General features: G+C 70.4%; 19 protein-coding genes. 11 read left to right on the forward strand and 8 right to left on the reverse strand.

The features are described from left to right. Positions 1–42: 42 nt before the first annotated feature. From htpG to RT97_RS24065, 9 genes are all read left to right on the forward strand, one after another. A complete protein-coding gene (gene htpG / locus RT97_RS24025) occupies positions 43–2,079 on the forward strand; it encodes a molecular chaperone HtpG (protein ID WP_042581357.1) in 2,037 nt (678 codons plus the stop codon). Next, entirely contained in the window at positions 2,076–2,675 is a 600-nt protein-coding gene (locus RT97_RS24030; RefSeq protein WP_042581358.1) for a hypothetical protein, read from the forward strand. Before htpG ends, RT97_RS24030 begins: the two co-directional genes overlap by 4 nt. Positions 2,676–2,727: 52 nt before the next feature. Beyond that, positions 2,728–4,077: an SWIM zinc finger family protein gene (locus RT97_RS24035; RefSeq protein ID WP_042581359.1), complete on the forward strand. Its 1,350-nt coding sequence runs from the start codon at positions 2,728–2,730 to the stop codon at positions 4,075–4,077. Continuing rightward, positions 4,074–5,627: a DUF5691 domain-containing protein gene (locus RT97_RS24040; protein ID WP_155403877.1), complete on the forward strand. Its 1,554-nt coding sequence runs from the start codon at positions 4,074–4,076 to the stop codon at positions 5,625–5,627. The genes RT97_RS24035 and RT97_RS24040 overlap by 4 nt, the downstream gene beginning before the upstream one ends. Continuing rightward, positions 5,624–6,703, forward strand: coding sequence for an ATP-binding protein (locus RT97_RS24045; protein ID WP_042581360.1), 1,080 nt, complete (start codon positions 5,624–5,626; stop codon positions 6,701–6,703). Before RT97_RS24040 ends, RT97_RS24045 begins: the two co-directional genes overlap by 4 nt. Before the next feature lie 144 nt (positions 6,704–6,847). After that, on the forward strand, positions 6,848–9,208 hold the full coding sequence (locus RT97_RS24050; RefSeq protein WP_042581361.1) for a DUF5682 family protein: 2,361 nt from the start codon (positions 6,848–6,850) through the stop codon (positions 9,206–9,208). A gap of 151 nt (positions 9,209–9,359) precedes the next feature. After that, positions 9,360–10,571: a VWA domain-containing protein gene (locus tag RT97_RS24055; RefSeq protein ID WP_042581362.1), complete on the forward strand. Its 1,212-nt coding sequence runs from the start codon at positions 9,360–9,362 to the stop codon at positions 10,569–10,571. Between the two features lie 131 nt (positions 10,572–10,702). Further along, positions 10,703–11,635 (forward strand): Bug family tripartite tricarboxylate transporter substrate binding protein, encoded by a 933-nt coding sequence (locus tag RT97_RS24060; protein ID WP_253278314.1) that lies wholly within the window; start codon positions 10,703–10,705, stop codon positions 11,633–11,635. Between the two features lie 168 nt (positions 11,636–11,803). Next, complete coding sequence (locus RT97_RS24065; protein WP_042581363.1) at positions 11,804–13,459, forward strand: hypothetical protein; 1,656 nt, start codon at positions 11,804–11,806, stop codon at positions 13,457–13,459. Here RT97_RS24065 and RT97_RS24070 read toward each other — a convergent pair whose 3' ends face one another. From RT97_RS24070 to RT97_RS24085, 4 genes are read right to left on the reverse strand one after another with little or no spacing between them, the layout of a single operon-like run. Beyond that, positions 13,460–14,614 (reverse strand): hypothetical protein, encoded by a 1,155-nt coding sequence (locus tag RT97_RS24070; RefSeq protein ID WP_042581364.1) that lies wholly within the window; start codon positions 14,612–14,614, stop codon positions 13,460–13,462. 8 nt (positions 14,615–14,622) lie between these two features. Then, entirely contained in the window at positions 14,623–15,384 is a 762-nt protein-coding gene (locus RT97_RS24075; protein ID WP_042581365.1) for a hypothetical protein, read from the reverse strand. Then, positions 15,374–16,369, reverse strand: a complete 996-nt coding sequence (locus RT97_RS24080) for a hypothetical protein (protein ID WP_042581366.1) — start codon at positions 16,367–16,369, stop codon at positions 15,374–15,376. Before RT97_RS24080 ends, RT97_RS24075 begins: the two co-directional genes overlap by 11 nt. Continuing rightward, complete coding sequence (locus RT97_RS24085; protein WP_080898411.1) at positions 16,366–17,397, reverse strand: glycosyltransferase; 1,032 nt, start codon at positions 17,395–17,397, stop codon at positions 16,366–16,368. The genes RT97_RS24080 and RT97_RS24085 overlap by 4 nt, the downstream gene beginning before the upstream one ends. A gap of 96 nt (positions 17,398–17,493) precedes the next feature. Between RT97_RS24085 and RT97_RS24090 the strand changes: the two genes are divergently transcribed. Continuing rightward, positions 17,494–18,834, forward strand: a complete 1,341-nt coding sequence (locus RT97_RS24090) for a UDP-glucose dehydrogenase family protein (protein WP_042581367.1) — start codon at positions 17,494–17,496, stop codon at positions 18,832–18,834. Here the strand turns inward: RT97_RS24090 and RT97_RS24095 are convergent. From RT97_RS24095 to RT97_RS24105, 3 genes are read right to left on the reverse strand one after another with little or no spacing between them, the layout of a single operon-like run. Further along, positions 18,820–19,962: a CaiB/BaiF CoA transferase family protein gene (locus tag RT97_RS24095; RefSeq protein ID WP_042581368.1), complete on the reverse strand. Its 1,143-nt coding sequence runs from the start codon at positions 19,960–19,962 to the stop codon at positions 18,820–18,822. The genes RT97_RS24090 and RT97_RS24095 overlap by 15 nt on opposite strands. 22 nt (positions 19,963–19,984) lie before the next feature. Next, on the reverse strand, positions 19,985–20,971 hold the full coding sequence (locus RT97_RS24100) for a Bug family tripartite tricarboxylate transporter substrate binding protein (RefSeq protein WP_042581369.1): 987 nt from the start codon (positions 20,969–20,971) through the stop codon (positions 19,985–19,987). A gap of 25 nt (positions 20,972–20,996) precedes the next feature. Further along, positions 20,997–22,718, reverse strand: coding sequence for an acyl-CoA dehydrogenase family protein (locus RT97_RS24105; RefSeq protein WP_042581370.1), 1,722 nt, complete (start codon positions 22,716–22,718; stop codon positions 20,997–20,999). A gap of 90 nt (positions 22,719–22,808) precedes the next feature. On the opposite strand from RT97_RS24105, the gene RT97_RS24110 reads away from it, so the two are divergent. Continuing rightward, positions 22,809–23,711, forward strand: coding sequence for a LysR family transcriptional regulator (locus RT97_RS24110; RefSeq protein ID WP_042581371.1), 903 nt, complete (start codon positions 22,809–22,811; stop codon positions 23,709–23,711). Here RT97_RS24110 and RT97_RS24115 read toward each other — a convergent pair. Then, on the reverse strand, positions 23,702–24,736 hold the full coding sequence (locus RT97_RS24115) for a serine/threonine protein kinase (protein WP_042581372.1): 1,035 nt from the start codon (positions 24,734–24,736) through the stop codon (positions 23,702–23,704). The two genes, RT97_RS24110 and RT97_RS24115, sit on opposite strands and share 10 nt — an antisense overlap. Between the last annotated feature and the right edge of the window lie 11 nt (positions 24,737–24,747).

Raw genomic sequence — 24,747 nt, forward strand, 5'->3', positions numbered from 1 at the left:
AGAATTTTTTAAGTTTTTTTGCCCGATCTCTCCCTTTCTCCCATGGCTGATTCCTCCAATACCAAACTCCCGTTCCAGGCCGAAGTCGCGCAACTGCTGCACCTCGTCACGCATGCGCTCTACTCCAACAAGGAAATCTTCCTGCGCGAGCTGATCTCGAACGCGTCCGACGCGTGCGACAAGCTGCGCTTCGAGGCCCTGGACCACCCCGAGCTCTACGAAGACCAGCCCGACCTCGATGTGCGCCTCACGTTCGACAAGGCTGCGCGCACCATCACCATCACCGACAAGGGCATCGGCCTGTCGCGCCAGGAGGCCATCGACAACCTGGGCACGATCGCCAAGAGCGGCACCAAGGACTTCATGAGCAAGCTGAGCGGCGACCAGAAGGCCGACGCACAGCTCATCGGCCAGTTCGGCGTGGGCTTCTACTCGGGCTTCATCGTGGCCGACAAGATCAGCGTCGAATCGCGCCGCGCCGGTCTTCCGGCCGACCAGGGCGTGCGCTGGGTGAGCGGCGGCGCCGGCGACTTCGAGGTGGCCGACATCACCCGCGCCGAGCGCGGCACCAGCATCACGCTGCACCTGCGTGACGATGCCGACGAATACCTCAACGCCTGGAAGCTCAAGCAGATCGTCGGCAAGTACTCCGACCACATCTCGCTCCCGATCCTCATGGAAAAGGAAGAGTGGAAGGAAGGCGAGAACGACCAGCCCGGCGACATGGTGAAGACCGGCGAGTGGGAAACGGTCAACAAGGCCAACGCCCTCTGGAGCCGCCCCAAGAAAGACGTGACGCCCGAGCAGTACGAGGAGTTCTACAAGAGCATCAGTCACGACTACGAGGCGCCGCTCGCCTGGAGCCACAACCGCGTCGAGGGCAGCACCGAATACACGCAGCTGCTCTACATCCCCGCCAAGGCCCCGTTCGACCTGTGGAACCGCGACAAGAGCGCGGGCGTGAAGCTCTACGTCAAGCGCGTCTTCATCATGGACGACGCCGAGGCGCTGCTGCCGAGCTACCTGCGCTTCGTCAAGGGCGTGATCGACTCGGCCGACCTGCCGCTGAACGTGAGCCGCGAGCTGCTGCAGGAAAGCCGCGACGTGAAGGCGATCCGCGAAGGCAGTACCAAGCGCGTGCTCTCCATGCTCGAAGACCTGGCGAAGAAGCAGAAGACCGCGCCCGAGAGCGGCGAGGGCAAGATCGACGTGGGCTCGGGCGAATCGGTGCCGGCCCCCGAGCCGACCGAAGCAGTGACGGACGTGGTCGACAAGAACGCGCCCACCGCTGCCGAAGCGGCCGCTGCTGCGGCGGATGACTCCGGCAAGTACGCCAAGTTCTACGCCGAGTTCGGCGCGGTGCTCAAGGAGGGCCTGGGCGAAGACATGGGCAACCGCGACCGCATCGCCAAGCTGCTGCGCTTCGCATCGAGCACCAGCGATGCCGTGACCGTGAGCCTGGCCGACTACAAGGCGCGCATGAAGGACGGCCAGGACGCGATCTACTACATCACGGCCGACACCCTGGCGGGCGCGAAGAACAGCCCGCAACTCGAGGTCTTCAAGAAGAAAGGCATCGAGGTGCTGCTCATGACCGACCGTGTGGACGAGTGGGCGCTCAACTACCTCACCGAGTTCGACGGCACGCCGCTGCAAAGCGTGGCCAAGGGCGCGGTCGACCTGGGCAAGCTGCAGGACGAGGCCGAGAAGAAGGCCGCCGAGGAAGCCGCCGAATCCTTCAAGCCGCTGCTCGAGCGCCTGAAGGAAGCGCTCAAGGACAAGGCCGACGACGTGCGCGTGACCACCCGCCTGGTCGATTCGCCCGCCTGCCTGGTGGTGCAGGACGGCGGCATGAGCACGCAGCTCGCGCGCATGCTCAAGCAAGCCGGCCAGCCCGCGCCCGACCTGAAGCCGGTGCTCGAAGTCAACGCCGAGCACGCGCTCGTGAAGAAGCTCGAGACCTCCGAGCACTTCGACGACCTGGCCAACATCCTGTTCGACCAGGCGCTGCTCGCCGAAGGGGGCCTTCCGGCCGACCCCGCCGCCTACGTGAGGCGCGTCAACGCGCTGCTGGTGTGAACGCCCGGCCGCGCACCCTTCGTGCAGGCACCGCCGCTGCGGCGGTGCTGTCGATGCTCCTGGTGAGCGGCTGTTCGCACTATCACATCGGCATTCCGCTGGTGCCCGGGCTCTCGCTCGGGCTCGGCGCCACCAAGGACGGCAATTTCTCCGTCGGCCTGAACACCGGCTGGGGACCGCTCGGCGCGGGCGTCTCGGTCAACAACACCGGTGTCGTGGCCGGCAACGCGGGCGTGGGTGTCGGCGTCGGCATCGGGCCGATCGGCACCGGCGTCGGCGTTGGCAAGAGCGTGGTGCTGCACGACCCGAATGCGGGCAAGCCGGGGTACGCGCCCGCGGGCGGCGCCGCACCGGTCACCACGGCGGCGATCGGGGCCACGGTGCCGGTTTCGGGCACCTCCGGCATCACCGCCGTGGCGCCTGTGGCGGCCGTGCCAGCCGCGCCGGTGACCGTCACCAAGGGCGGCGTGACGAGGCCGGTCGCCGCCTCCGCGCCGCAGCCATCGCCTGCGGTGCGCGTTTCCTACAGCACACCGGCCCCCGCCGCCGCTGCGGCCGGCAGCCTGGGCACGCCAGGCAATCCCGTCGCGCCCTGATGGCCGCGTCCTTCCATTCATCCGCGCCGCGGAGCGGCGCGAGGGTGCCCCGATGACTCTCAGCACAGAAGCCGTCCTGGCGCTCGCGCCCGACGATGCGTCGGCCAAGGCCGCCAAGGGCCTGCTCGCACCGGCCAAGTGGCCCACGCTCGGGTATTCCGACGACGCCGTCTGGGGCGAATGCCAGGGCAGCGGCAGCAAGCCGTACCAGACGCAGGTCGACCTCTCGGGCCCGGTATTCCGCTGCTCGTGCCCGAGCCGCAAGTTCCCCTGCAAGCACGGCCTCGCGCTGATGCTGCTGCGCGCGCAGAGCGGAGCCAGCTTCACCGCCGCCGCGCCGCCGCCCTGGGTGGCCGAGTGGATCGCCTCGCGCCGCGACAAGGCAGAGAAGAAGGAAGCGCGCGCCGCCGAACCCGCGGCCGCACCCGATCCCGCCGCGGCCGCCAAGCGCGACGCGCAGCGCTGGAAGCGCATCGACGCCGGCGTGCAGGAGCTCGCGCGCTGGCTCGACGACCAGGCCCAGCGCGGCCTCGCCGCGCTCGGCAGCGAGCAGCAGCAGGCCTGGGGCGCGATGGCCGCGCGCATGGTCGATGCGCAGGCGCCGGGGCTCGGCCAGCGCATCACGCAGGCGGCCGAACTCATCGGCGCCGGAGAAGGCTGGCCGGCGCGCCTGCTCGACCGGCTCGGCCGTCTTCAACTGATCGTCGATGCGGTGCCGCGTCGCGAGTCGCTCTCGGCCGCCACGCTGGCTGACCTGCGCATCGCGCTCGGCTGGCCGCAGGACCGCGAAGGGTTGCTTGCGGACGGCGAACGCGTCAGCGACCACTGGCTGGTGCTGGGTCAATGCACCGACGAACGCGACGCGAAGCTGGTCGAGCGCCATGTGTGGCTGCAAGGCCGCGCGAGCGGGCGGCGTGCGCTGCTGCTGGACTACTCGCACGGCGGGCGCGGTTTCGAAACCGGCTGGGTCAGCGGCAGCGAGCGCGCCGCAGTGCTGTGCTTCTATCCGGGCCACGCGTCGCAACGCGCGCTGGTGGCCGAGTTGCCGGCGGATGCTCCCGTATCGACTGCGCCCGCAACCGATGCCCTCGACGAATGGCACCGCATGGCGCAACAGATCGCCGCCAACCCCTGGCAACCGCTGCTGCCGATGGTGTGGGCCGAAGCAATCCCCGCGCGGCACGGCGACCAATGGTGGCTGCGTCTTGATGCCGCGCCGCAGGCCTTGCCGATGCAACTGGCAACGCAGGAAGCGTGGCAGCTGCTGGCGCATTCGGGCGGCGCGCCGCTGCGCGTCTTCGGCGAGTGGGACGGCGAGCAGTTCGCACCGCTCACGGCCTGGGCCTCCGGCGCCGCCGTCGGAAGCGCGCCGGTCTGGACCCTGTCGGGGGTGCGTTCATGAGCCACTGGAATACCTTGCTGCAGAGCACGCTGGTCGGCACGTCCCGCCAGCCCGTGCCGGCCGCCGAAGGCATGGCGGGCGAGTTCGGTGGATTGCTGCAGGCGATCCAGGCCGGTGAGACGCAAGGCCAGTTGCTGCGCGTTGCAGGCGCCGTGGCCGTCGGCCGCCGCGCCGGCTTCGTGGCACCCGGTCTCTCGCCTTCAGACGCGCCGATCGCCGCGGCCGACGAGCGCCCGGTGCTGGACGATCCCGCGCTGCAAGCCGCCATCGCCGACGCGCTCGCGAGCGGCCCGCTGCGCCTGCAGCACGAAGGCCTTGCCGCGGTCACCGCCGCGGGCCTGCGCCTGCCCCACAACCTTTTGCCCACCGCACTCGATGCCGGCCGCCGCGCGATCGACCTGCGGCCCGCCGTCGTCCCCGCGCTCGGCGAACGCGGCCTCTGGCTCGCAGCGCGCAACGACGACTGGCGCTACGCCGCCGGCGCCAGCGAGCAGGCCGACGCGCAGACGCGCTGGGACGAAGGCAGCCTCGAACAGCGCCGCGCAGTGCTGGCCGAGCAACGCCGCAGCGCTCCCGCCGCCGCACGCGAGCGCCTCGCCGCGGAGCTGCCGCAACTGCCCGCCAAGGAGCGCGCCGCGCTGCTGGGCGCGCTGGCCGAAAACATCGGCCCCGACGACGAAGCCCTCATCGACGGCCTGCTCAAGGACCGCGCCCGCGACGTGCGCCAGGCCGCGGTCGAACTGCTGCAGCGCCTGCCGGCCAGCGCGCACGTGCAGCGCATCGAAGCCTTCCTCGTGCCGCTGCTGTCGCAGGCAGGCGGCGTGTGGCAGATGAACGCCCCCGAGGCCGTCGACCCGCGCTGGAAGGACGACGCCATCGACCCCGCGCGCCCGACCCACGAAAGCCTCGGCGAGCGCGCCTGGTGGCTCTACCAGCTCGTGCGGCAAACGCCGCTCGCGTGGTGGACCACGCACACCGGCATGACCCCCGCCGCGCTGCTCGAATGGGCCGCCAGGAGCGACTGGAAGGACGCCCTGCTGCGCGGCTGGAACGAGGCCGTGCTCGCCGTGCCCGATGTCGACTGGTGCGACGCGATGCTCGACCGGCCCCATTCGTCATACAGCCAGCGCGCCTGGATCGGCCAGTTGCTCGCGCTGCTGCCCCGCGAACGGCGCGAGCGCCACTGGGCGAGCGAGCTCGGCGAAGCGGGCAACGGCGTGCAGGAAGTGATCGCCTACGCCGACCAGGCCTGCGCGCCCGGCGAAACGCCATCCGCTGAACTGTCGCGCAAGCTCGCGGCCTCGCTGCGCATGCGCGTGGAACGCGGCGACCTCGTCAACGACTACGTGCTGCGCCAGGTGCTCGGCAACGCCGCCGCGCTGCTGCATGCCGATGCGCTGCGCCTCCTGGCCGACCTGCCGCGCGCGGCCGAGGAAAGCCCCGGCCTTGCCAGCGCCCTGAGCGACACCGCGCGCATCGTGCGTGCGCGCCAGCTGTTTTCAACCCTTCGTTCCCCGTCCACCTCTTCCTCATCCCAAGGCCGTCCATGAGCAATGTCCTGCGCCAGCATGCCGAACAGCAATTCGCCGAAGAACTCGATGCGCTCCAGAAGGTCGACGACCGCCAGCGCCCGGCCAACTGGAAACTCTCGCCCTGGGCCGTGCTCACCTACCTGATGGGCGGCAAGCTCGCCAACGGTTTCGAGGTCAGCCCCAAGTACATCGGCAACAGCCGGTTGATGGAAATCGCCGTCTCCACGCTCGCGACCGACCGTGCGCTGCTGCTGTACGGCGTGCCCGGCACCGCCAAGTCGTGGGTGTCCGAGCATTTGGCCGCAGCCGTGAGCGGCGACTCGACCATGCTGATTCAGGGCACCGCCGGCACCAGCGAAGAGCAGTTGCGTTACGGCTGGAACTACGCCGAACTGCTGGCCCACGGCCCCTCCGAAAAGGCGCTGGTGCCGAGCCCGCTGGTGCATGCCATGCGCCTCGGAAAGATCGCGCGCGTCGAAGAACTCACCCGCATCCCGGCCGATGTGCAGGACACGCTGATCACCGTGCTGTCGGAAAAGACGCTGCCCATTCCCGAACTCGGCAGCGAGGTGCAGGCCGTGCGCGGCTTTTCGGTGATTGCCACTGCCAACAACCGCGACAAGGGCGTGAACGAACTGTCCAGCGCGCTCAAGCGCCGCTTCAACACCGTGGTGCTGCCGGTGCCCGCGAGCGAGGCCGAGGAGGTGCAGATCGTGGTCAAGCGGGTCTCCGAACTGGGCCGCGCCCTCGCGCTGCCGGCCGAGCCGCCGGCGCTGCAGGAAGTGCGCCGCGTGGTGCAGATCTTCCGCGAGCTGCGCAACGGCCAGACCGAGGACGGCAAGACGCGCATCAAGTCGCCGACCTCCACGCTCTCCACCGCCGAGGCCATCTCGGTCATCAACAGCGGCATGGCGCTGGCCGGCCACTTCGGCGACGGCGTGCTGCGTTCGGCCGACGTGGCCTCGGGCCTCATCGGCGCGGTCATCAAGGACCCGGTGCAGGACCACGTGGTGTGGAAGGAATACCTGGAGACCGTGGTGAAGGAACGCACCGACTGGAAGGACCTGTACCGCGCTTGCCGCGAACAGCTCTGATGAACGCCCCCAGTCTTCGCGCACTTCGTGTCGCTTCGCCAACCCCCTCGCCGGGGGCAACGCCAGCGGCCCGGCAGAGCCGGTTCCGCGGCGTTCCACGGAAAGGCCGGAGCGCTTCTGCTTGCGCGCAGTGAGCCTATCGACATGACTTCGAGCACAACGCCTTCGCCGCTGCACTACTTCGGCATCCGCCACCACGGCCCCGGCTGCGCGCGCAGCCTGCTGCGCGCCTTCGAGTCGCTGCAGCCCGACTGCATCCTGGTCGAGGGTCCGCCCGAGGCCGAGGGCCTGCTTTCCTTCATGGCGCATGCCGATCTGCGCCCGCCGGTCGCGATGTTGATCCACGCGAACGACGACACGCGCCTGGCCGCGTTCTATCCGTTCGCCGAGTTCTCGCCCGAGTGGCAGGCGCTGCAGTGGGGCGTGACGCACGGGTTGCCCACGCGCTTCATCGACCTGCCGCAGGCGCACCGCATGGCCATCGAACAGGCGGCGCGCGCGGCCGACGAAGCCAAGGCGGAGGCCGTTGCGGAAGAGCCCGCCGATACACCGCTCGACGATGACGAAACCGAAGCGGCGCCCGTGACCGACACGGTGCAAGAGCTCGTCGACGAGACCATCGCCAACGCACTGCCCGACGACCCCTTCGACTGGCTCGCCCATGCCGCCGGCTATGCCGACGGCGAGAGCTGGTGGAACCACATGGTCGAGGAGCGCGGCGACGGCGAAGACCTGTTCGGCGCGATCGCCGAAGCCATGACCGCCGTGCGTGCCGAAACCCCCGAAGACCGGCGCGGCCAGCGCGCGATGGAGCGGGAGCAACTGCGCGAAGCCTTCATGCGCCAGTCGATCCGCGAAGCCGTCAAGGCCGGCCACCAGCGCATCGCGGTCGTCTGCGGCGCATGGCACGTGCCGGCGCTGCAGGGCGCGGTCACCGCCAAGGCTGATGCGGCGCTGCTCAAGGGCCTGCCCAAGCTCAAGGTGCTCGCGACCTGGGTGCCGTGGACCTACCGGCACCTGACGAGCGCGAGCGGCTACGGCGCGGGCATCGATTCGCCGGGCTGGTACGAGCACCTGTGGCAGCAGGGCGAGCAGGTGGCCGGCCGCACCACCGGCTGGCTCGCGCGCGTGGCGCGGCTCCTGCGCGAACACGATCTCGACTGCTCCTCCGCCCACCTGATCGAAGCCACGCGCCTGGCCGAAACGCTCGCCGCGTTGCGCGAGCGCCCCGCGCCCGGCCTGCCCGAGCTCGACGAGGCCGTGCGCAGCGTGATCTGCATGGGCGAGCAGGCGCCGCTCACGCTGATCCGCGAGCGCCTCACCGTCGGCGACCGCATGGGCCAGGTGCCCGCCGAAGTGCCGACCGTGCCGCTGCAGCGCGACATCGAGCAGGCGCAGAAAAGCCTGCGCCTCAAACCCGAGGCGACGGCCAGGACGCTCGACCTCGACCTGCGCCAGCCCAACGACCTCGCGCGCAGCCATTTGCTGCATCGCCTTCGCCTGCTCGATCTGCCGTGGGGCGAAATCACCGCCGGCCAGCGCGCGAGCCGCGGCACCTTCCACGAAGTGTGGCAACTGCAATGGCAGCCCGAGTTCGCGCTGCGCATCATCGAAGCCAGCCGCTTCGGCGCGACGGTGGCGCATGCCGCGAGCGCGCGCGTGATGGAAGCGCTGGCGGCGGAAACCTCGCTTACCGCGCTCGCCGAGCAGGTCGACATCGTGCTGCTCGCCGACCTGCCGGTCGCCGTGCAGGCCGTGACCCGCGCGCTCGAAGACCGGGCCGCGCTCACCGGCGATGCGGTGCAGCTCATCGGCGCGGTGCCGCCGCTGGCCAACGTGTTCCGCTACGGCAGCGTGCGCCAGACCGACAGCGCGCTGCTCTCGCACGTGCTCGACAGCCTCATCGTGCGCGGCGCCATCGGCCTGCCGATCGCCTGCGGCGCGCTCGATGCCGAGGCCGCCGAGGCGCTGCGCACCCGGCTCATCGCCACGCACGACGCGGTGCGCCTGCGCGACGGCGAAGAAACCACCGCCGCCTGGCGCGCTGCGCTGCGGTCCATTGCCTTCGGCGAAACCGGCGCGCCGCTGCTGCGCGGCGTGAGCTGCCGGCTGCTGCTGGACGATGCGCAGATCGACAGCGACGGCGCCTCGCAGCAGCTCGGCCGCAACCTCTCGGCCGGCGCACCGCCGACCGAGGCGGCCGCGTGGCTCGAAGGTTTTCTCAACCGCAACGCGATGGTGCTGCTGCACGACGAGGCCGTCTGGTGCCTGGTCGACCGGTGGCTCTCGGGGCTCGGCGAAGAGCACTTCGTGCAGGTGCTGCCGCTGGTGCGCCGCAGCTTCGCGGACTTCTCCGGCGCCGACCGCCGCGCGCTCGGCGAGCGTGCCAAGCGTGGCGCGGTCGGCGGCACGCTGCCGTCCGCCGTGGCCGCCGCCGACTGGGACGAAACACGCGCGGTGCTCGCGCTGCCGCTGTTGCGGGAACTGCTGGGAGTGAAGGCATGAACGTCCGCTCTTGCTTCTTCTCCCCCCGGCGAGAGGGTCGGGGTGAGGGCGCGGGCCTTCGCACCTGCACCGCCTTCGCTGTCGTCGCTGGCTCTCACCCCCGCCCTCTCCCCAACGGGAGAGCGAGCAACACGAGCACGGAGGCAACGCCATGAGCGCGAATCTTCAACACTCCGGCGAAGACGAAGTACTGCCGCCCACCGACCGCCTGCAGCGCTGGCGACTCGTGCTCGGCAGCGAAGCCAATGCCAGCTGCGGCGCCGTCGAAGGCCGCGTGCGCGAGATCGACCAGGCGCTCGCCGCGCTCTACGAAGCCGACGGCCGGCGCGGCCTCGGGCAGGGTGGCCAGCGTGGCGGCCGCGGCGATTCGGCGCCCAGCGTGGCGCGCTGGCTCGGCGACATCCGCAAGTACTTTCCGAGCCAGGTCGTGCAGGTGATGCAGCGCGACGCGATGGAGCGGCTCAACCTGCGCCAGATGCTGCTGCAGCCCGAGATGCTGGAGAACGCGCAGCCCGACGTGCACCTGGTGGCCAATCTCGTGGCGCTCTCCAGCGTGATCCCGGCCGGCACCAAGGACACCGCGCGCGCCGTGGTGCGCAAGGTGGTCGACGAGCTCATGAAGAAGCTGGAGGAGCCGATGCGCAGCGCCGTGAGCGGCGCGCTCAACCGCAGCCAGCGCAACCGGCGCCCGCGCCACTCCGAGATCGACTGGAACCGCACCATCCGCGCCAACCTGCGCCACTGGCAGCCCGAATACCGCACCGTGGTGCCGCAGACGCTGGTCGGCTACGGCCGCAAGGCCCGCCAGCCGCAGCGCGAGGTGATCCTGTGCATCGACCAGAGCGGCTCGATGGCCGCCTCGGTCGTCTACTCGAGCATCTTCGGCGCGGTCATGGCGAGCCTGCCCGCGGTGGCGACGAAGCTCGTGGTGTTCGACACCGCCGTGGTCGACATGACCGAGCAGCTTCAGGACCCGGTGGACCTGCTGTTCGGCGTGCAGCTGGGCGGCGGCACCGACATCAACGGCGCCGTCGGCTACTGCCAGACCCTGGTGCGCGAGCCGCGCAACACCATCCTCATCCTGATCTCCGACCTCTACGAAGGCGGCGTGGAAGACGGCCTGCTGCGCCGCGCCAACGAGCTGGTCGAAGCCGGCGTGCAGTTCATCGCGCTGCTGGCACTCAGCGACGAGGGCGCGCCCGCCTACGACCGCGACCTGGCCGCCAAGCTCGCGGCGCTCGGCGTGCCGTCGTTCGCGTGCACGCCCGATGCGTTCCCGGGGCTCATGGCCGCCGCGATCAAGCGCGAAGACGTCGCGACATGGGCCGCAGGCCAGGGCCTGAAGACCAGCCGCGCGGCATGACCATGTTCGCCCCCAGGCTTCGCGCACTTCGTGTCGCTTCGCCTGCCCCCTCGCCGGGGGCAACACCCGTGGCCCGGCGGAGCCGGTTCCACGGGGTTCTGCGAAGGGGGCTCACGGCGTTCGCCGTTGCCGTGGCATCGATCACGGCTGCGCATGCGCAACGCGACTTTCCGGCCCGGCCGATCCGCTGGATCGTGCCGTACCCCGCGGGCGCCATCGCCGATGTCGTCGCTCGCACCATCGGCACCCAGCTGGCCATCGACACGGGCCAGCCGGTGCAGATCGAGAACCGCGCCGGCGGCAACACCGCGCTCGGCGCGATCGAGGCGGCGCGCGCGCCGGCCGATGGCTACACGGTGCTCTCGGCCGACAACGGCACGCTGGTGTTCAACCCGGCGCTCTACCGCAACCTCAGCTACAACCCGGCGCGTGACTTCGTGCCGGTCACGCTGCTCGCCCGATTGCCGATGGTGCTGCTGGTCGGCCCGGCCAGCGGCGTGAAGGACGCGCGCGCCTTCGTCGCGGATGCCCGGGCCTTTCCCGGCAAGGTGAGCTACGCCTCCGCCGGCACCGGCACGCCGCAGCACCTGGCAATGGAACTGCTTCAGCGGCAGGCCGGGCTGCGCATGGTGCATGTGCCCTACCGGGGCGCCGCGCCCGCGCTGGCAGACCTGGCGGGCGGCCAGCTGCCCGCGATGATGAGCGATCTGGCCGCGGCCAACCGCTTCATCCAGAGCGGCAAGGCGCGCGCACTGGCGGTCGCCAACGCCACGCGCCTGCCGCAGCTGCCCGCAGTGCCCACCTTCGCGGAACTGGGGCTGCCGCGGGTCGAGGCCGCCGCGCTCATGGGCCTGGCGGTGCCGGCGAGCACGCCGCCCGAACTGGTGGCGCGGCTGCAGCAGGCGGTGGCCAGCGCCATCCACAACCCGGCGGTGCTGCGCAAGCTCGCCGAGTCCGGCGTCGAGCCGGTGGGCAGCACGCCGGCGCAGTTCGAGGCGCTCGTCGGCGACGAGACGGCGCGCTGGCATCCGCTGATCAAGAGCCTCAGCCTGTCTCTCGACTGATCAAGAAACAGGCAATGTTTCAGCCCGCTTTACGGGGCCTTTGCCAGAACTTTGCGCGGGCGTGCCGCCGTTCTCACGCTGGACTAAGAGTGCCTGCCTAGATTGGCGCATCGCACATGGAAGGTCACGCAGACGGGTTGCACGGGCAGGCCGGCTGGCACCCAGTCAATGACAACCCGCCGGTTCAATCACGTCATCTTCGCGGACGATTTCTTTCGCTCCGCCGCCAACGGTCTTGCCTACCACGCCGCGAACCGGCGATTCTTGCGGGGCTTCTTCGATTCCACCCTCGGCCGCCTGGGCCTGCCCGTGCGCGAGGTGGCGCCGCTGGAGGGCGGCGGCCGCATCGACGTGGCGCGCCTCATGGCCCGGCTCGACCTGCCCGCGACGCCCGCCGGCTGGGCCCGCGCCTGCATCGCCGACCTGCTGCCCGTGCATGGCCGGGACGGCATGCCGGCCTTCGACCCCGGCTGCCTGGTGATCGGCTGGGGCCTCACGCCCGCGCTGCAGCACTGCATTGCGCGCAGCGGCGCGAGCTACCTGGACATCGAGATCGATCCGCGCCGCTTCACCGAGCACCTTCACTTCTGCGCGCGCACGAACGATCCGGTCATCGCCGCGGCGCTGCGGGGGCGCCGCGTCGATGAAGAGGTGTTCTGGAACCACGCGGCCGCGCTCAAGGGCCGCTTCGCGCGGCACGGCGCGACGGCGCTGTTCGATCCGCGGCTTCGCATCGGGCTCTTCTTCGGCCAGAGCCTGGTCGACCTGTCGCTCGTGAGCGGCGGGCGCACGATGCACCCGGCGAGCGTCGTTGCGCCGCTGCGCGACCTCGCGCGCAGCGTCGACCTGCTGGTCATCAAGCCGCATCCGTACGAGCCCGCTCTGCACGATCTCGCGCCGCTCGCGCGGGCCATTCCCAACGTGGCGTGGACCGAGGAGAACACTTATGCGCTGCTGTCGGCAGCCAACGTGCACTTCGCGGCCAGCCTGTCGTCGAGCGTGCTCACCGAGGCGCGCTACTTCCGCAAGCCCGCGCATGCGCTGATTCGTGCCGACCGCAACGCGGCGGGGCAATTGCCGGTGGCCTGCTCGGAATGGATACCCGTTGGTCCCGAACTCGGCGCGATGGATTTCATGACCGCCATCGGCGGCACCGATGGCGCGGCACCCCGCCAATTCTCCGCGTGGCCCGCCACGGCCATCGACCGGGCCTTCACGACCCGCTGGGGTTTCGACGAACAGAGCCGCGGCCTTCACGACGTGGCCGAACTGCAGCTGAGCCGCCCCTACCTGTTCCACCCCGGAAGCCCCGCCGCCGGCTGGCTGAGCCAGGGCTGGGCGCCGCTCGATGCCCAGGGCGCGAGAAGCGCCGGCGAGCTGGCGTGCCTAGTGATCCCCTTGCCGTCGCTGTCGGATTCGCCTTCGCACCGGCAGCCGCATCGCCTCGAAGTGCGCATCGACTTGCGCAGCCACCTGAAGACCACGAGCGTGCATGCGATGCTCGACGGCGTGGTGCTGCCCGCCTCCTGCACCACGGGCGCCAAGCGGCGCAGCCTGGTGTTCGAGGTGCAGCCCACGGCGGGAAGGAAGTGCCTGGTATTGCAGTTCGTGGTGACCGATGCGGGCCGCGGCAACGGGCGCCGCGCGCTCGCCAGGCCCGGCTTCACGCTCAGGAGACTGCAGGTGTCGCTGCGCACGGCGCGGGGCGTGGCCGCGATGCCGCCGCAGGTTTCGTCGGCGCAGTGGTCCGAGATGCGGCCTCTGCGCGCGCTGGCCCGCGTGTTCCGCGCGCTGCGCGATTCGGCGCGCGGCGTAACCGGCTAGTCACCGGGAAGGTTGGGCAGGTCGGGCAGGTTGGGCCGCTGCAGCGAGGCTGTAGAGCAGCACCGTCCATTGCTGCAGGCGTGCGATGGCGGCCTCGCGCCCCTTCTGGGCGGCCTGCGGCCCGTTGCCGTTGTCGGCCAGCGCGAGCAGCTCGCTCGCGGCCGTCGCCACGGCCTGCGCGAAATCCCCGGTGCGGCCCTGCCACACCACGGTGCGGTGGTGCAGGCCCAGTTGCGCGGCGCGCTGCGCATTGATCGCCTGCTCGGGCTGGTCGGTCAGGAGCAGCAGGATGGGCTTGCGATACACCGCCGCGATCGACAGCGCCGCCATGCCGGGCGCCGAGACGATGAAGGCACTGCGCGCGGCCATCTCGATCCAGTGCTCGTCCTGCGCGTGCCAGCCCGCGCGCTGCGCATAGCCCTCGCCGACCAGATGCGCCGGCACGCGCGCATCGGCCAGCCCGCGCTCCAGGCCGTCGGCCAGCCCGGACTCTTCGAAGTGGGGATTCAGGTACACCGCGGCCTGCGGCGCGAGGTCGTCATGCGCTTCGGTGTCGGCGCCCATCACGGCCACCGGCGTGGCGAGCCGGTGCGCGCCGCGGCCGTCGTTCTGCGGCTCGCCGTAGGCGAAATCGTGCGCGATGCGCGCGCGGCTGCGGTCGATCTGCCACGCGACGATGCGGGCGAAGATGCCCGCCATCCACGCCGGCATGCGTCCGCTGAAATTGCTCTGGAGCGCATGCCGCAGGCTCGCGCCGTACACGTGCACCACCTTGCGCCGCCAGCCGGGCATCCAGCCCATGAAGAGCAGCGCGGGATGGAAGGAGTCGTTCACCACCAGGTCCGCATCGCGGAACCACGCGCGCAGCCGCAGGATGTCGCGCAGCATGCGCCCGGGGCGGAACATGTAGTGCGCCACGTTGCGGTCGGTCTCGCGGCGCAGCATGTTCTGCTCGCGGTCGAACTGCACCGCGTAGTGGCGCGAGAGCACCGGCGCCTCGATGCCGAAGCCTGCGAGAAAGCGCGCGCCCTCGTCGGAGGTGGTGAGCACCTGCACGCTCGCACCCGCGGCGCGCAGCGCATGCGCGACGAGCTGCGCGCGCATCAGGTGGCCGCGCGCATCCGCGGTCGCGAGGTAGACGATGCGCGGCGGCATCGATCGGCTCAGGCGGCCACCGGCCGTGCGCTGCCGGGACGCAGGCGCAAGGCCAGGCCGGCCGCGTACATGCCCAGCGCGCCGGTGACGCCGAAGCCGCGCTCGGTGTCGCGCACCTCGTGCATCAGCCGTGCAAGCTGTGCTTCTTCGTGCGGCGCAACGCAGCGCTGCAGCGTGTGGCTGCACAGGCGGATGTGCCGGTCTTCGTCGGCCAGCACGCGCGTGAGCAACGGGTGCAGCGCGTGCCGCGGGCCGATCAGCGCGCAATGGCGCTGCAGGATGCGCGAGGCCATCTGCTCGGCCGCAAGGCCGATGGCATAGGCCGGCACGAGCCCGCCGTGCGCGAAGTGCGGCGCGTGGCGCTGGATGAGACGCTGCCAGCGTGCGAGCTTGCGCCGGCTCAGCCAGTCGGGCTGCGGTGCCTCTTCCGGCGATGCGGCGGCCTGTGCGGTGCCGCCGCGTTCGACGATGGCATCGGCGAAGAGGCGCGCATGCAGCTGTTCGTCGGCCAGGTGCTGGTCGAGCTGGCGCGTGAGCCACTCGGGGGCGCTCGTGCGCAGCTCGCGCTGCAGCGCCTGCTCGGACGATTCCTCGCCGACGAGGTACAGGCGCAGCAGCATCACCTCGCCCGCGCGGCTCGCGTGCATCTGGCGCAGGGCGGCGCGCTTGATGTGATGCACCAGCCGCGCCTGCAGCGCCGGCCAGCCGCGCAGTCGGGGCGGCGCGAGGCAGCCGAATGCCGCGTTCGCCGGGGAGGTGTCAGCGTCCATCGGCCTTGGCCACCGGCGGCTGCGGCTGCTGTTGTTGCCAGCCGAGCACGAGGCCGATGAAACTGCCCTGCAGGAACGCGCGCGCCGATGCGTCGGCGCCGGCGAACTCGCGCTGCTGGCCGTCGTAGCGCACGTAGCCCTTGCCGCCCGCGGCGCCGAGCACGAGCTTCTCGTTCTTGCGGAAGCCGCGCTGCATCAAAGGCTGCAGCAGCGACTGCGATTCGAGGCCGTAGAGGAACAGGTCGCGCTGCACCACCTGGCGCGGGATCTGCCCGCTCAGCGCCTGCAGCTCCAGCGACCAGTTGCCTTGCCGCATCGCCTCGGAAAGTTCACTGCCCTTGGCCGCAGGCGCGCGGAAACGCGCGCGCGCCACCGACTTGGAGGCGCGGCTCAAACCCAGGCCGACGGTGATGTCCGCATCGGTGGCGCCGCCGGTCCGGTTGTCCTGCACCTGCACGATCTCGTTGGCGAGCCGCGCGGCGATCGATGGCTTGGAAAGCGTCTCGCTGATCTGCGCCGGGGTGAACACCACGCGCTCGGCACTTCCCTCGATCACCACGACCTGGTACGGATCGATCTTGATGTCGCTGAACTCGCCGCCGACGGGCGAATGCGCGTGGCTGCTCACCGACCACTCGTTGCCCGAGCGGCTCAGGAGCGCGTGGAAGGTCAGCGGCACGCGCTGGCCGTTGCCGCGCGACTGGCCCGAGCCCTGCAGCAGCACGTCGCCCACGATGGTCTTCTCGCCGTAGATGCGCGGGTTGGCGAAGCGGATGGTGTGCGCGGCGCCGTCGAACGCGGCGCGCGTGTCGGCATCGTCCAGCGCGAGACGGTTGCACTCGTTGGCGGGGCCCGCGAGCGCGGAGAAGGGGCAGCCGCTGTCGGACCTGAAGTTGAAGACGCCGCGGCCGGCGAAATCGGCGGCGCCCGCCGTGGCGCACGCGCCGGCCAGCACGAGCAGGCTAAAGATGTTTTTCTTGTTCATGTCGGGCGATGGTAGGAAAGCGCCTGGGCGTCCGCGTTCGTGCGGCCCGTGGTGTGCAGGCCGATGCCGCGCGCGAACGCGCCCAGCATGTCGATGGCCGAGAAGCCCAGGATCAACGCCACGCCCGCGAGCCAGCGCAGGCCCCGCAGGGGCGGCAGGTCCTGGTGATTGAGCGCGCGCACGCTGAAGCCCAGCCGCGTGAACAGCACGCACAGCGGCCCGATCGGCCCGCTCCTGGCAAGCCACTGCCAGCGCGCCGACACGTAGCTGCGCAAGAGGTGCGGCGTGAGCGAATAGGTGTCCTGCCCGCGCATCCAGCGCAGCTTGAGCGCTTCGGCGCGCGTGTCGGGCAGCCGGTGCTCGGTGTGGGCCGCGGCCGCGTAGTGGATGGGCACGTTGGCGGCCTTCAGGCGCATGCCCAGCACCTGGCAGTGCGCGCGGTACACGCCGTCGAGCGCCTGGTAGCTGTGCTGCTCGAACACGTCGCGGCGAAAGGCCACGTTGTTCGCGTAGAAGTTGCTCGTGGCGCCCGCATGGTCGGCGTTGGGGAAATACATGAAGTCGATGGTGGTGAGCGCGGTGCCGACGATGCTGTCCGCGTAGCTCGTGCGGCCGGCCACCACAGCGGGCGCATCGGCACCGCGCGTGAAGGGCGTGAGCATCTGCAGCAGCCAGTCGTCGGCGGGCAGGCAGTCGGCATCGGCGAACACCACGTGGTCGCAGCGCGCCGCATCGGTGGCCGCGAAGCCGACGTTCTTGGCGTCGTAGTAGCCGGTGGCGGCGTCGATGCGCACGAAGTCGATGGGTCGGCCCGCCAGCGCCGTGACGGCTTCGCACGATGCGGCGCTCAGGCCGTCGTGCGTGATGACCACCTGGGCCAGGGCCGTGAGCGGCACCTGCTGCTTCGCCAGCAGGGCGATGAGGCGCTGCAGGCTGGTGCTCGCGGCGGCCTCGGCATCCGCTCCGCCGCGCAGGTTGTTGGTCTCCAGGACCAGCGCGCAACGCGCGGCAACTTGATCGGGCATCATCGAATTTTCCTGTCCGGACATTGTTTTGAAGGCTTGCATCCTGCTTTTATCTCACAACCGCCGCCGCTGCCAGTGCCTTGAGAGAGGGGTGCGCGCATGAAACTGAGCATCTTCGGCGCCGGTTACGTGGGCCTCACCTTCGCTGCCTGCCTGGCAGAAGCCGGGCACGACGTGCTGTGCGCGGACGCCGATGCCGGCCGCATCGAGGGCCTGCAACTTGGGCGGATGCCGCTGCATGAGCCGGGCCTGGAGGCGCTGGTGGCCGCGGGCCTCGCCGCGGGGACGCTGCGGTTCACGGCCAACGAACGCGCCGCCAGCGTGCACGGCGAAGCTCTCTTCATCGTGGTCAACACGCCGGCCGATGCGCAAGGCGATGTCGATCTGCGGCATGTGATGGCCGTGGCCCGCAGCATCGGGCAGCACCGCGACCGCGATGCGGTGGTCGTCTGCAAGTCCACCGCGCCGGTGGGCACCGCGGAGCAGGTCGAGGCGGTGCTGCAGGCCGAGCTTTCGCAGCGAGGCGCAGTGCATCGCATCGCGGTGGCCGTGAACCCCGAGTTCCTGCGCGAAGGCGCGGCCGTGCGCGATTGCCGGCAGCCCGATCGCGTGGTGATCGGTGCGACCGACCCCGCAGCCATCGACGTGCTGACGCGGCTCTACGAACCCTTCGTGCGCGAACTTGCCAGGCAACTGCTGGTGATGGACCGGCGCTCGGCCGAGCTCACCAAGTACGCTGCCAACGCGATGCTCGCGACCCGCATCAGCTTCATGAACGAGATGGCGCGCGTGGCCGGGCACGCGGGCGCCGACATCGAGATGGTGCGTCGTGGCATCGGCGCGGATCGGCGCATCGGCCCCGACTTCCTGCAGGCGGGCGCGGGCTACGGCGGTTCGTGCCTGGCCAAGGACGTGCGGGCGCTGCGGCATGCGGCCGATCGCGACGGGTATCCACTGCGCATCCTCGCGGCCGTCGAGGCCGCGAACCACGAGCAGAAGGGCCGGCTCTTCGACCTGATGACGCACCACTTCGAAGGCAACATCGCGAACAAGACCATCGCGCTCTGGGGCCTGGCCTTCAAGCCCGACACCGACGACATGCGCGATGCGCCGAGCCTCGTGCTGCTGGAGCGCCTGTGGGCCGCCGGTGCGCGTGTACAGGTGCACGATCCCGCGGCGATGCCGAATGCGCGCGCCATCGTCGGCGAGCGCGGCGACGTGCAGTGGTGCGACACGCCGCAGGACGCGCTGCAGGGCGCCGACGTGCTGGCGCTCGTGACCGAATGGGCCGCGTTCCGCCGTCCCGACTTCGCGCGCATCGCACAGGCGCTGAAGACGCCCGCGATCTTCGACGGCCGCAACGTCTACGACGCCGCCGAAGTCGAAGCCGCCGGCATCGCGTACTACGGCATCGGCCGCGGCCGTTCAGTGCTGCGCTGAATCGTCTTCGGCGGGCAGGAACGCACTGCCAGGCGTCAGCGGCGCATGCCGGTAGCTCGCCGGCGTGCGGCTCAGCTTCACCGGCGCGCCGATGCCGCGGTAGCCGCCGGGCATCTCCACCACCATTTCGCGGTGCAGCGTGTGTGGGTGCTGCAGCGCGTCGGCCACGGGCAGAACGGGCGCCGCCGGCACACCGGCGGCCATCAGCTGGTCGACCAGCGCGCGCCCGTCGAAGGCCGCCATCGCCGCCTCGAGCCGCTGCCTGAGCGCGTCGCGGTGCACCGAGCGCGCACCGGCGGTTCGGTAGAGCGGATCGTCCGCGAGTTCGGGCAGGCCGATGCAGCGGCACAGGCTCGCGAACTGCCGGTCGTTGCCCACCGCGACGAACACCGGGTCGGTGCCCGTGGCCAGCGCGTCGTAGGGGTAGATGTTGGGATGCGCATTGCCCGTGCGGCGCGGCGCCGTGCCGTCCATGAACCAGTTGGCCGCGTGCGGATGCAGCAGCGAGAGGCCGCTGTCGTACAGCGCCGCTTCCACGAACTGCCCACGGCCGCTGCGGTTGCGTTCCTGCAGCGCGAGCAGCACGCCGATCACCGCGTTCAGGCCCGTCACCATGTCGACCACCGGCAGGCCCACGCGCAGCGGGCCGCCATCGGCCTCGCCGTTGACGCTCATGATGCCGGTCATCGCCTGCACCGCCGCGTCGTAGCCGGGCAGCGCGCCGAGCGGACCGTCGGCACCGAAGCCGGAGACGCGGCACCACACCAGGCGCGGGAAGCGCTGCGACAGCGTCTCGTAGCCGATGCCCCATCGCTCCATCGTGCCGGTCTTGAAGTTCTCGATCAGCACGTCGGCCTCGGCCACCAGCGCGAGCAGCGCCTCGCGGCCTTCCTCGGTCGAGAAGTCCAGGTGCTGCACGCGCTTGTTGCGGTTCAGGCCGTGGTAGTACGAGGCCACGCCTTCCTTGAAGGGCGGGCCCCAGGTGCGCGTGTCGTCGCCCTGCGGCGGCTCGACCTTGAGCACGTCGGCGCCGTGGTCGCCGAGGATCTGGCCGCAGTACGGGCCGCCGAGGATGCGCGAGATGTCCAGCACGCGAATGCCAGCGAGGGCTCCTTGGGTCGATGTCATGTCGGTGTTCCGTGCGTCGTCGTCAATCGAGCTGGGCGCCGGACTTCTTCACGACGTCCTTCCACTTGGCCGATTCGCTCACGATGAACTGGCCGAGCTTCTGCGGCGACGTATCGGCCGAGGCTTCGAGCCCTTGCGCGGCGAACATCTGCTTGACCTTGGGGGAGTTCAGCACTTCGGCGAAGGCGTGGTTGAGCCTGGTCACGCGATCCGCGGGCGTGCCGGCCGGCGCGACGATGCCGAAGAACACGCTCACGTCGTAGCCCTTGTAGCCCTGCTCGGAGATCGTCGGCACGTCGGGCAGCGCCTGCGAACGCGCGACCGTCGCCACGCCCAGCGCGCGCAGCTTGCCGGCCTTGACGTAGGGCAGCGCGGTGAGGATGTCGGTGAAGGTCATGCTGACCTGGTTGCCCAGGAGATCGTTGAGCGCCGGGCCCGTGCCCTTGTAGGGAATGTGCTGCAGGTCGGTGCCGGCCACCGAGTTGAAGAGCACGCCCGCCAGGTGCGACGAGGCGCCGTTGCCCGACGACGCATAGCTCAACTTGCCGGGATTGGCCTTGGCGTAGGCCACGAGTTCGGGCACGGTCTTGACCGGCAGCGCGGGGTTCACCACCAGGATGTTCGGCAGGTAGCCGACCTGGATCACCGGCGCGTAGCTCTTGACCGGGTCGTAGTTGATCTTGCGGTAGAGGCTCGCGTTGATGGCCAGCGGCCCCGAGGTACCGAACAGCAGCGTGTGGCCGTCGGCCTCGGCGCGCGCCACGTACTCGGCGCCGATGTTGCCGCCCGCGCCCGCGCGGTTCTCCACGATCATGGGCTGGCCGAGGCGGTCTTTCATCTCGGCGGCAAGCGTGCGGGCCATGGCGTCGGTCGGGCCGCCGGGTGGGAAGGGCACGACCAGCGTCAAGGGCTTGGAAGGGAAGGGGCCTTGGGCTTGCGCAGCGGGTGCTGCGCTCAGCAGCGCGGCGCAGGCGGTGGCGGCGGCGAAGAGATGAGTGAGGTGTCGCAAGAGGATGTCTCCGTTTTTCTATGAATCAGGCAGCGATGGCCGCGGTGCGCGTCGCGGCGGTGTTCCAGTCCGCGGGCATCGCATCGGGCGCGAGCGGGTCGCGCGGCAGCACGCGGTGCAGCAGCACCAGTTGCGCCCAGCGCAGGCGCGCGGCAGAACCGCTGTGGCTGGCCTCCCAGGCCATCGCGATGCTGCTCGTGCAGTGGTAGAGCGCCGATGCCGCCTGGCGCGCGAGCACGTCGCCGCCTTCGCGTGCCGCGGTCTCGACCAGCGCCGAGGCGCGAGCCAGCGCATCGCCCAGGGCCTTGGCGAAAGCAGGCGCGAGCGCTGCATCGCCCAGCAGCTTTTCGCAGTGCGCGCGCAGCACCGGCAGCGAGCCTTCGCGCTTCACCGCGCGGATCACGTCCAGCGCCACTATGTTGCTCGTGCCTTCCCAGATCGAGCCCAGGTGCGCATCGCGCACGAGGCGCGGATCGCTCCACTCCTCGATGTAGCCGCAGCCGCCGCGTACTTCCATCGCATCGCCCGTCACCTTGCGCGCATCGCGGCAGGCGCGGAACTTGATGAGCGGCGTGAGGATGCGCAGCAGCGCGTACGCGTCGGGCTCGCCGGCATCGGAGCGCGCGAGTGCGAGCGCGGTCTGGCACACCATCGTGCGCGCCTGCTCGGCCGGCAGGCGCAGCTTGTCGAGCTGGCGCTGCATCAGCGGCATCTGGTCGAGCGTGCGCCCGAACGCGCGGCGCTCGGCCGCGATGTATTCGGCCTCGGCCACCGCGCGTCGCATGAGCCCCGCGGCGCGCACGCCGTTCGACAGGCGCGAGTTGTTCACCATGTCGGCCATCTGCACGAAGCCGCGGCCTTCCTCGCCGACGAGGTACGCGACCGCGCCTTCGAGCCGTATCTCGCCGCTGGCCATCGAGCGCGTGCCCAGCTTGTCCTTCAGGCGAATGATCCGGTAGTGGTTGAGGCTGCCGTCCGCCAGCCGGCGCGGCAGCAGGAACAGCGACACGCCCTTCATGCCGGCCGCGCCGTCTTCTGCGCGCGCGAGCACCATCGCGAAATCGGCATCGGGGTTAGAGCAGAACCACTTGTCCCCGGTGATGCGCCAGCTGCCGTCGGCCTCGCGCCGCGCCATGGTTGCGGTGGCCGCGATGTCGGAGCCCGCGGCCTGCTCGGTCATGAACATCGCGCCCTGGGCGAGCTCGTCGAAGTCGAGCGAGGTCAGGCGCGGCAGGAAGCGCGCGACCAGGTCGGTGTCACCGAATTTCTTCAGCGTGCGCGTGAGCGAATCGGTCATCGAGACCGGGCAGCACAGGCCGAACTCGGCCTGAACGAAGAGGTAGGTCAGCACGTACTTGACCAGCGGCGGCATCTTGCCCTTCCAGCCCAGCGTCTCGTCGCGGTGCGAGATCGCGGCCAGGCCGAATTCGCTGAGCGCGAGGCGTTCCATCTCCACATAGGCCGGATGCTTGACGACCTTCTGCTCGTCCAGTCCGGTGCGGGTGCGCTGCTTCAGGGTGGGCGGGTTGCGGTCGGCGGTGCCGGCCAGCTCGTCGAGCAGGCCGCCCGCGAGGCCGCCCAGGCGCTCGAAGTGCGGCTGCATGTGGGCGCGCAGGTCCTCGGGCAGGTAGAGCGCGAGCAGGTCGTGCAGCTCGGTGTCGACGGTGAACAGGTTCTGGCCGTGACGATCGGGAATGGGATGGGCGTGCGCGGCTTGCGGCGCGGCGTGTGCGGCGTTTTCAGGCATGCATTTGTCTCCTGGTTCCCCGCATTGTTGAAGCTGCGACGATCCGTGTCTAATATCGAATTGGTCTTGTTCGATTCGATTAGCCTATCCATGGAACTGCGACACCTGCGCTATTTCTCCGTGCTGGCCGAGGAGCTGCACTTCGGTCGCGCGGCGCGGCGCCTGTCGATATCGCAGCCGCCCTTGTCGGTCGCGATCCGGCAGCTCGAAGAGTCGGTGGGCGCGCGGCTCTTCGAGCGCAACAGCAAGGAGGTGCGGCTCACGCACGCGGGCGAGGCGCTGCGCATCTCGGCGCGGCGGTTGCTGCAGCAGGCGCAGGAGGCCGCAACCGAAGCGCGCGACGTGGCGAGCGGCTCCGCGGGTCGCCTGCGCATCGGCTTCGTCGGCGCGATGCTCTATCGCGGCCTGCCGCCGGCATTGCGCGCATTCCAGGCCAGGCATCCGGCAGTGCGCATCACGCTGAACGAGCTCAACTCGGGCGTGCAGATATCGGAGCTGCTGCACGACCGGCTCGATCTCGGCTTCGTTCACACGAGCCGCATGCCGCCCGAGCTGCATCACCGCCTGTTGCTGTCCGAGCCCTTCGTGTGTTGCCTGCCCGCTGGGCATTCGCTCGCGCGCAAGAAAGTGCTGGCTCCGGCCGACCTGCGCGACCAGCCCTTCGTGCTGTTCTCGCGAGAGGCTTCGCCCGATTACCACGAGCGCATCCTGTCGATCTGCGCCGATGCGGGCTTCCTGCCCGAGGTGCGGCACGAGGTGCGCCATTGGCTCGCCGTCGTGTCGCTCGTGTCGCAGGGCATGGGCGTCGCGCTGGTGCCGCAGGCGATGCGCAACTCGGCCCTGCGTGGCGCGGTATTCCGGCCGCTCGACAGGGCCGTGGCCCAATCGGAGGCTTATGGCGTGTGGCGCAGCGGCCCTCCCAACGTGTTGGTCGAGCGGCTTCTGCAGGGTGTGGCGGAAAGCCTCGCGGCCGAAGCCGCGGCTCAGGCGTAGAGCGGCTCCTCCGCCATCTGCTCGCACTGGTCTTCCAGCACGAGGATCTGCCCCTTCCAGTAGTCGCTCGAGCCGAACCACGGGAAGTTGATCGGAAAGATCGGGTCTTCCCAGCGGCGCGCGAGCCAGGCGCTGTAGTGGATGAGCCGCAGCGTGCGCAGCGGTTCGATCAGCGCGAGCTCGCGGCGGTCGAATTCGCGGAATTGCTCGTAGCCGTCGAGCAGGCCCGACAGCTGCGAGGTGCGCTGCGCGCGGTCGCCCGACAGCAGCATCCACAGGTCTTGCACGGCGAAGCCGGTGCGCGCGTCGTCCAGGTCGACGAAGTGCGGGCCGCCGCCGGGGCGGTCGGTGGGCGTCCAGAGGATGTTGCCGGGGTGCACGTCGCCGTGCAGGCGCAGCTTGCGGGGCTTGAGGTCGGAGGCCGGCGGCTGCAGTGCGAGGGCGGTCGCGCGAACCATGTCCAGCGCCTCGTTGCAGGTCTTTTCCCAGTCGCGCTGCATGTCGAGCGGGATCTTGTCGTTCTCCAGCAGCCAGTCGCGCGAATCGAGGCCGAAGGTCTGCAGGTCGAGCGCGGGGCGGGCCTCGAAAGGCTTGGCGCTGCCCACGGTGTGGATGCGTGCCAGGAACCTGCCGACCCATTCGAGCACTTCGAAGTTGTCGAGTTCGGGCGCGCGGCCGCCCCGGTACGGGCTCACGCTGAAGGCGAAGCCGGCGTGGTGATGCAGGGTCTTGCCGTCGAAGGCCAGCGGCGGCACGGCCGGCACTTCGCCGGCGGCCAGTTCGAGCGAGAAACCGTGCTCTTCGAGGATCTCGGCTTCGCTCCAGCGGCCGGGGCGGTAGAACTTCACCACCACCGCGCTGCGGTCTTCCAGGAACACCTGGTAGACCCGGTTTTCATAGGAGTTCAGGCCGGTGAGCCGGCCGTCGCCGTGCAGGCCGAGCGTTGCGAGCGCGTCGAGCACCACGTCGGGCGTGAGGCTCTCGTAGGGATGGGTATTGGCGGGCGCTGCGGGGGAGGGGGTCATGCAGCGATTGT

This window comes from Variovorax paradoxus, assembly GCF_000834655.1.
GTDB classification, from domain to species: domain Bacteria; phylum Pseudomonadota; class Gammaproteobacteria; order Burkholderiales; family Burkholderiaceae_C; genus Variovorax; species Variovorax paradoxus_F.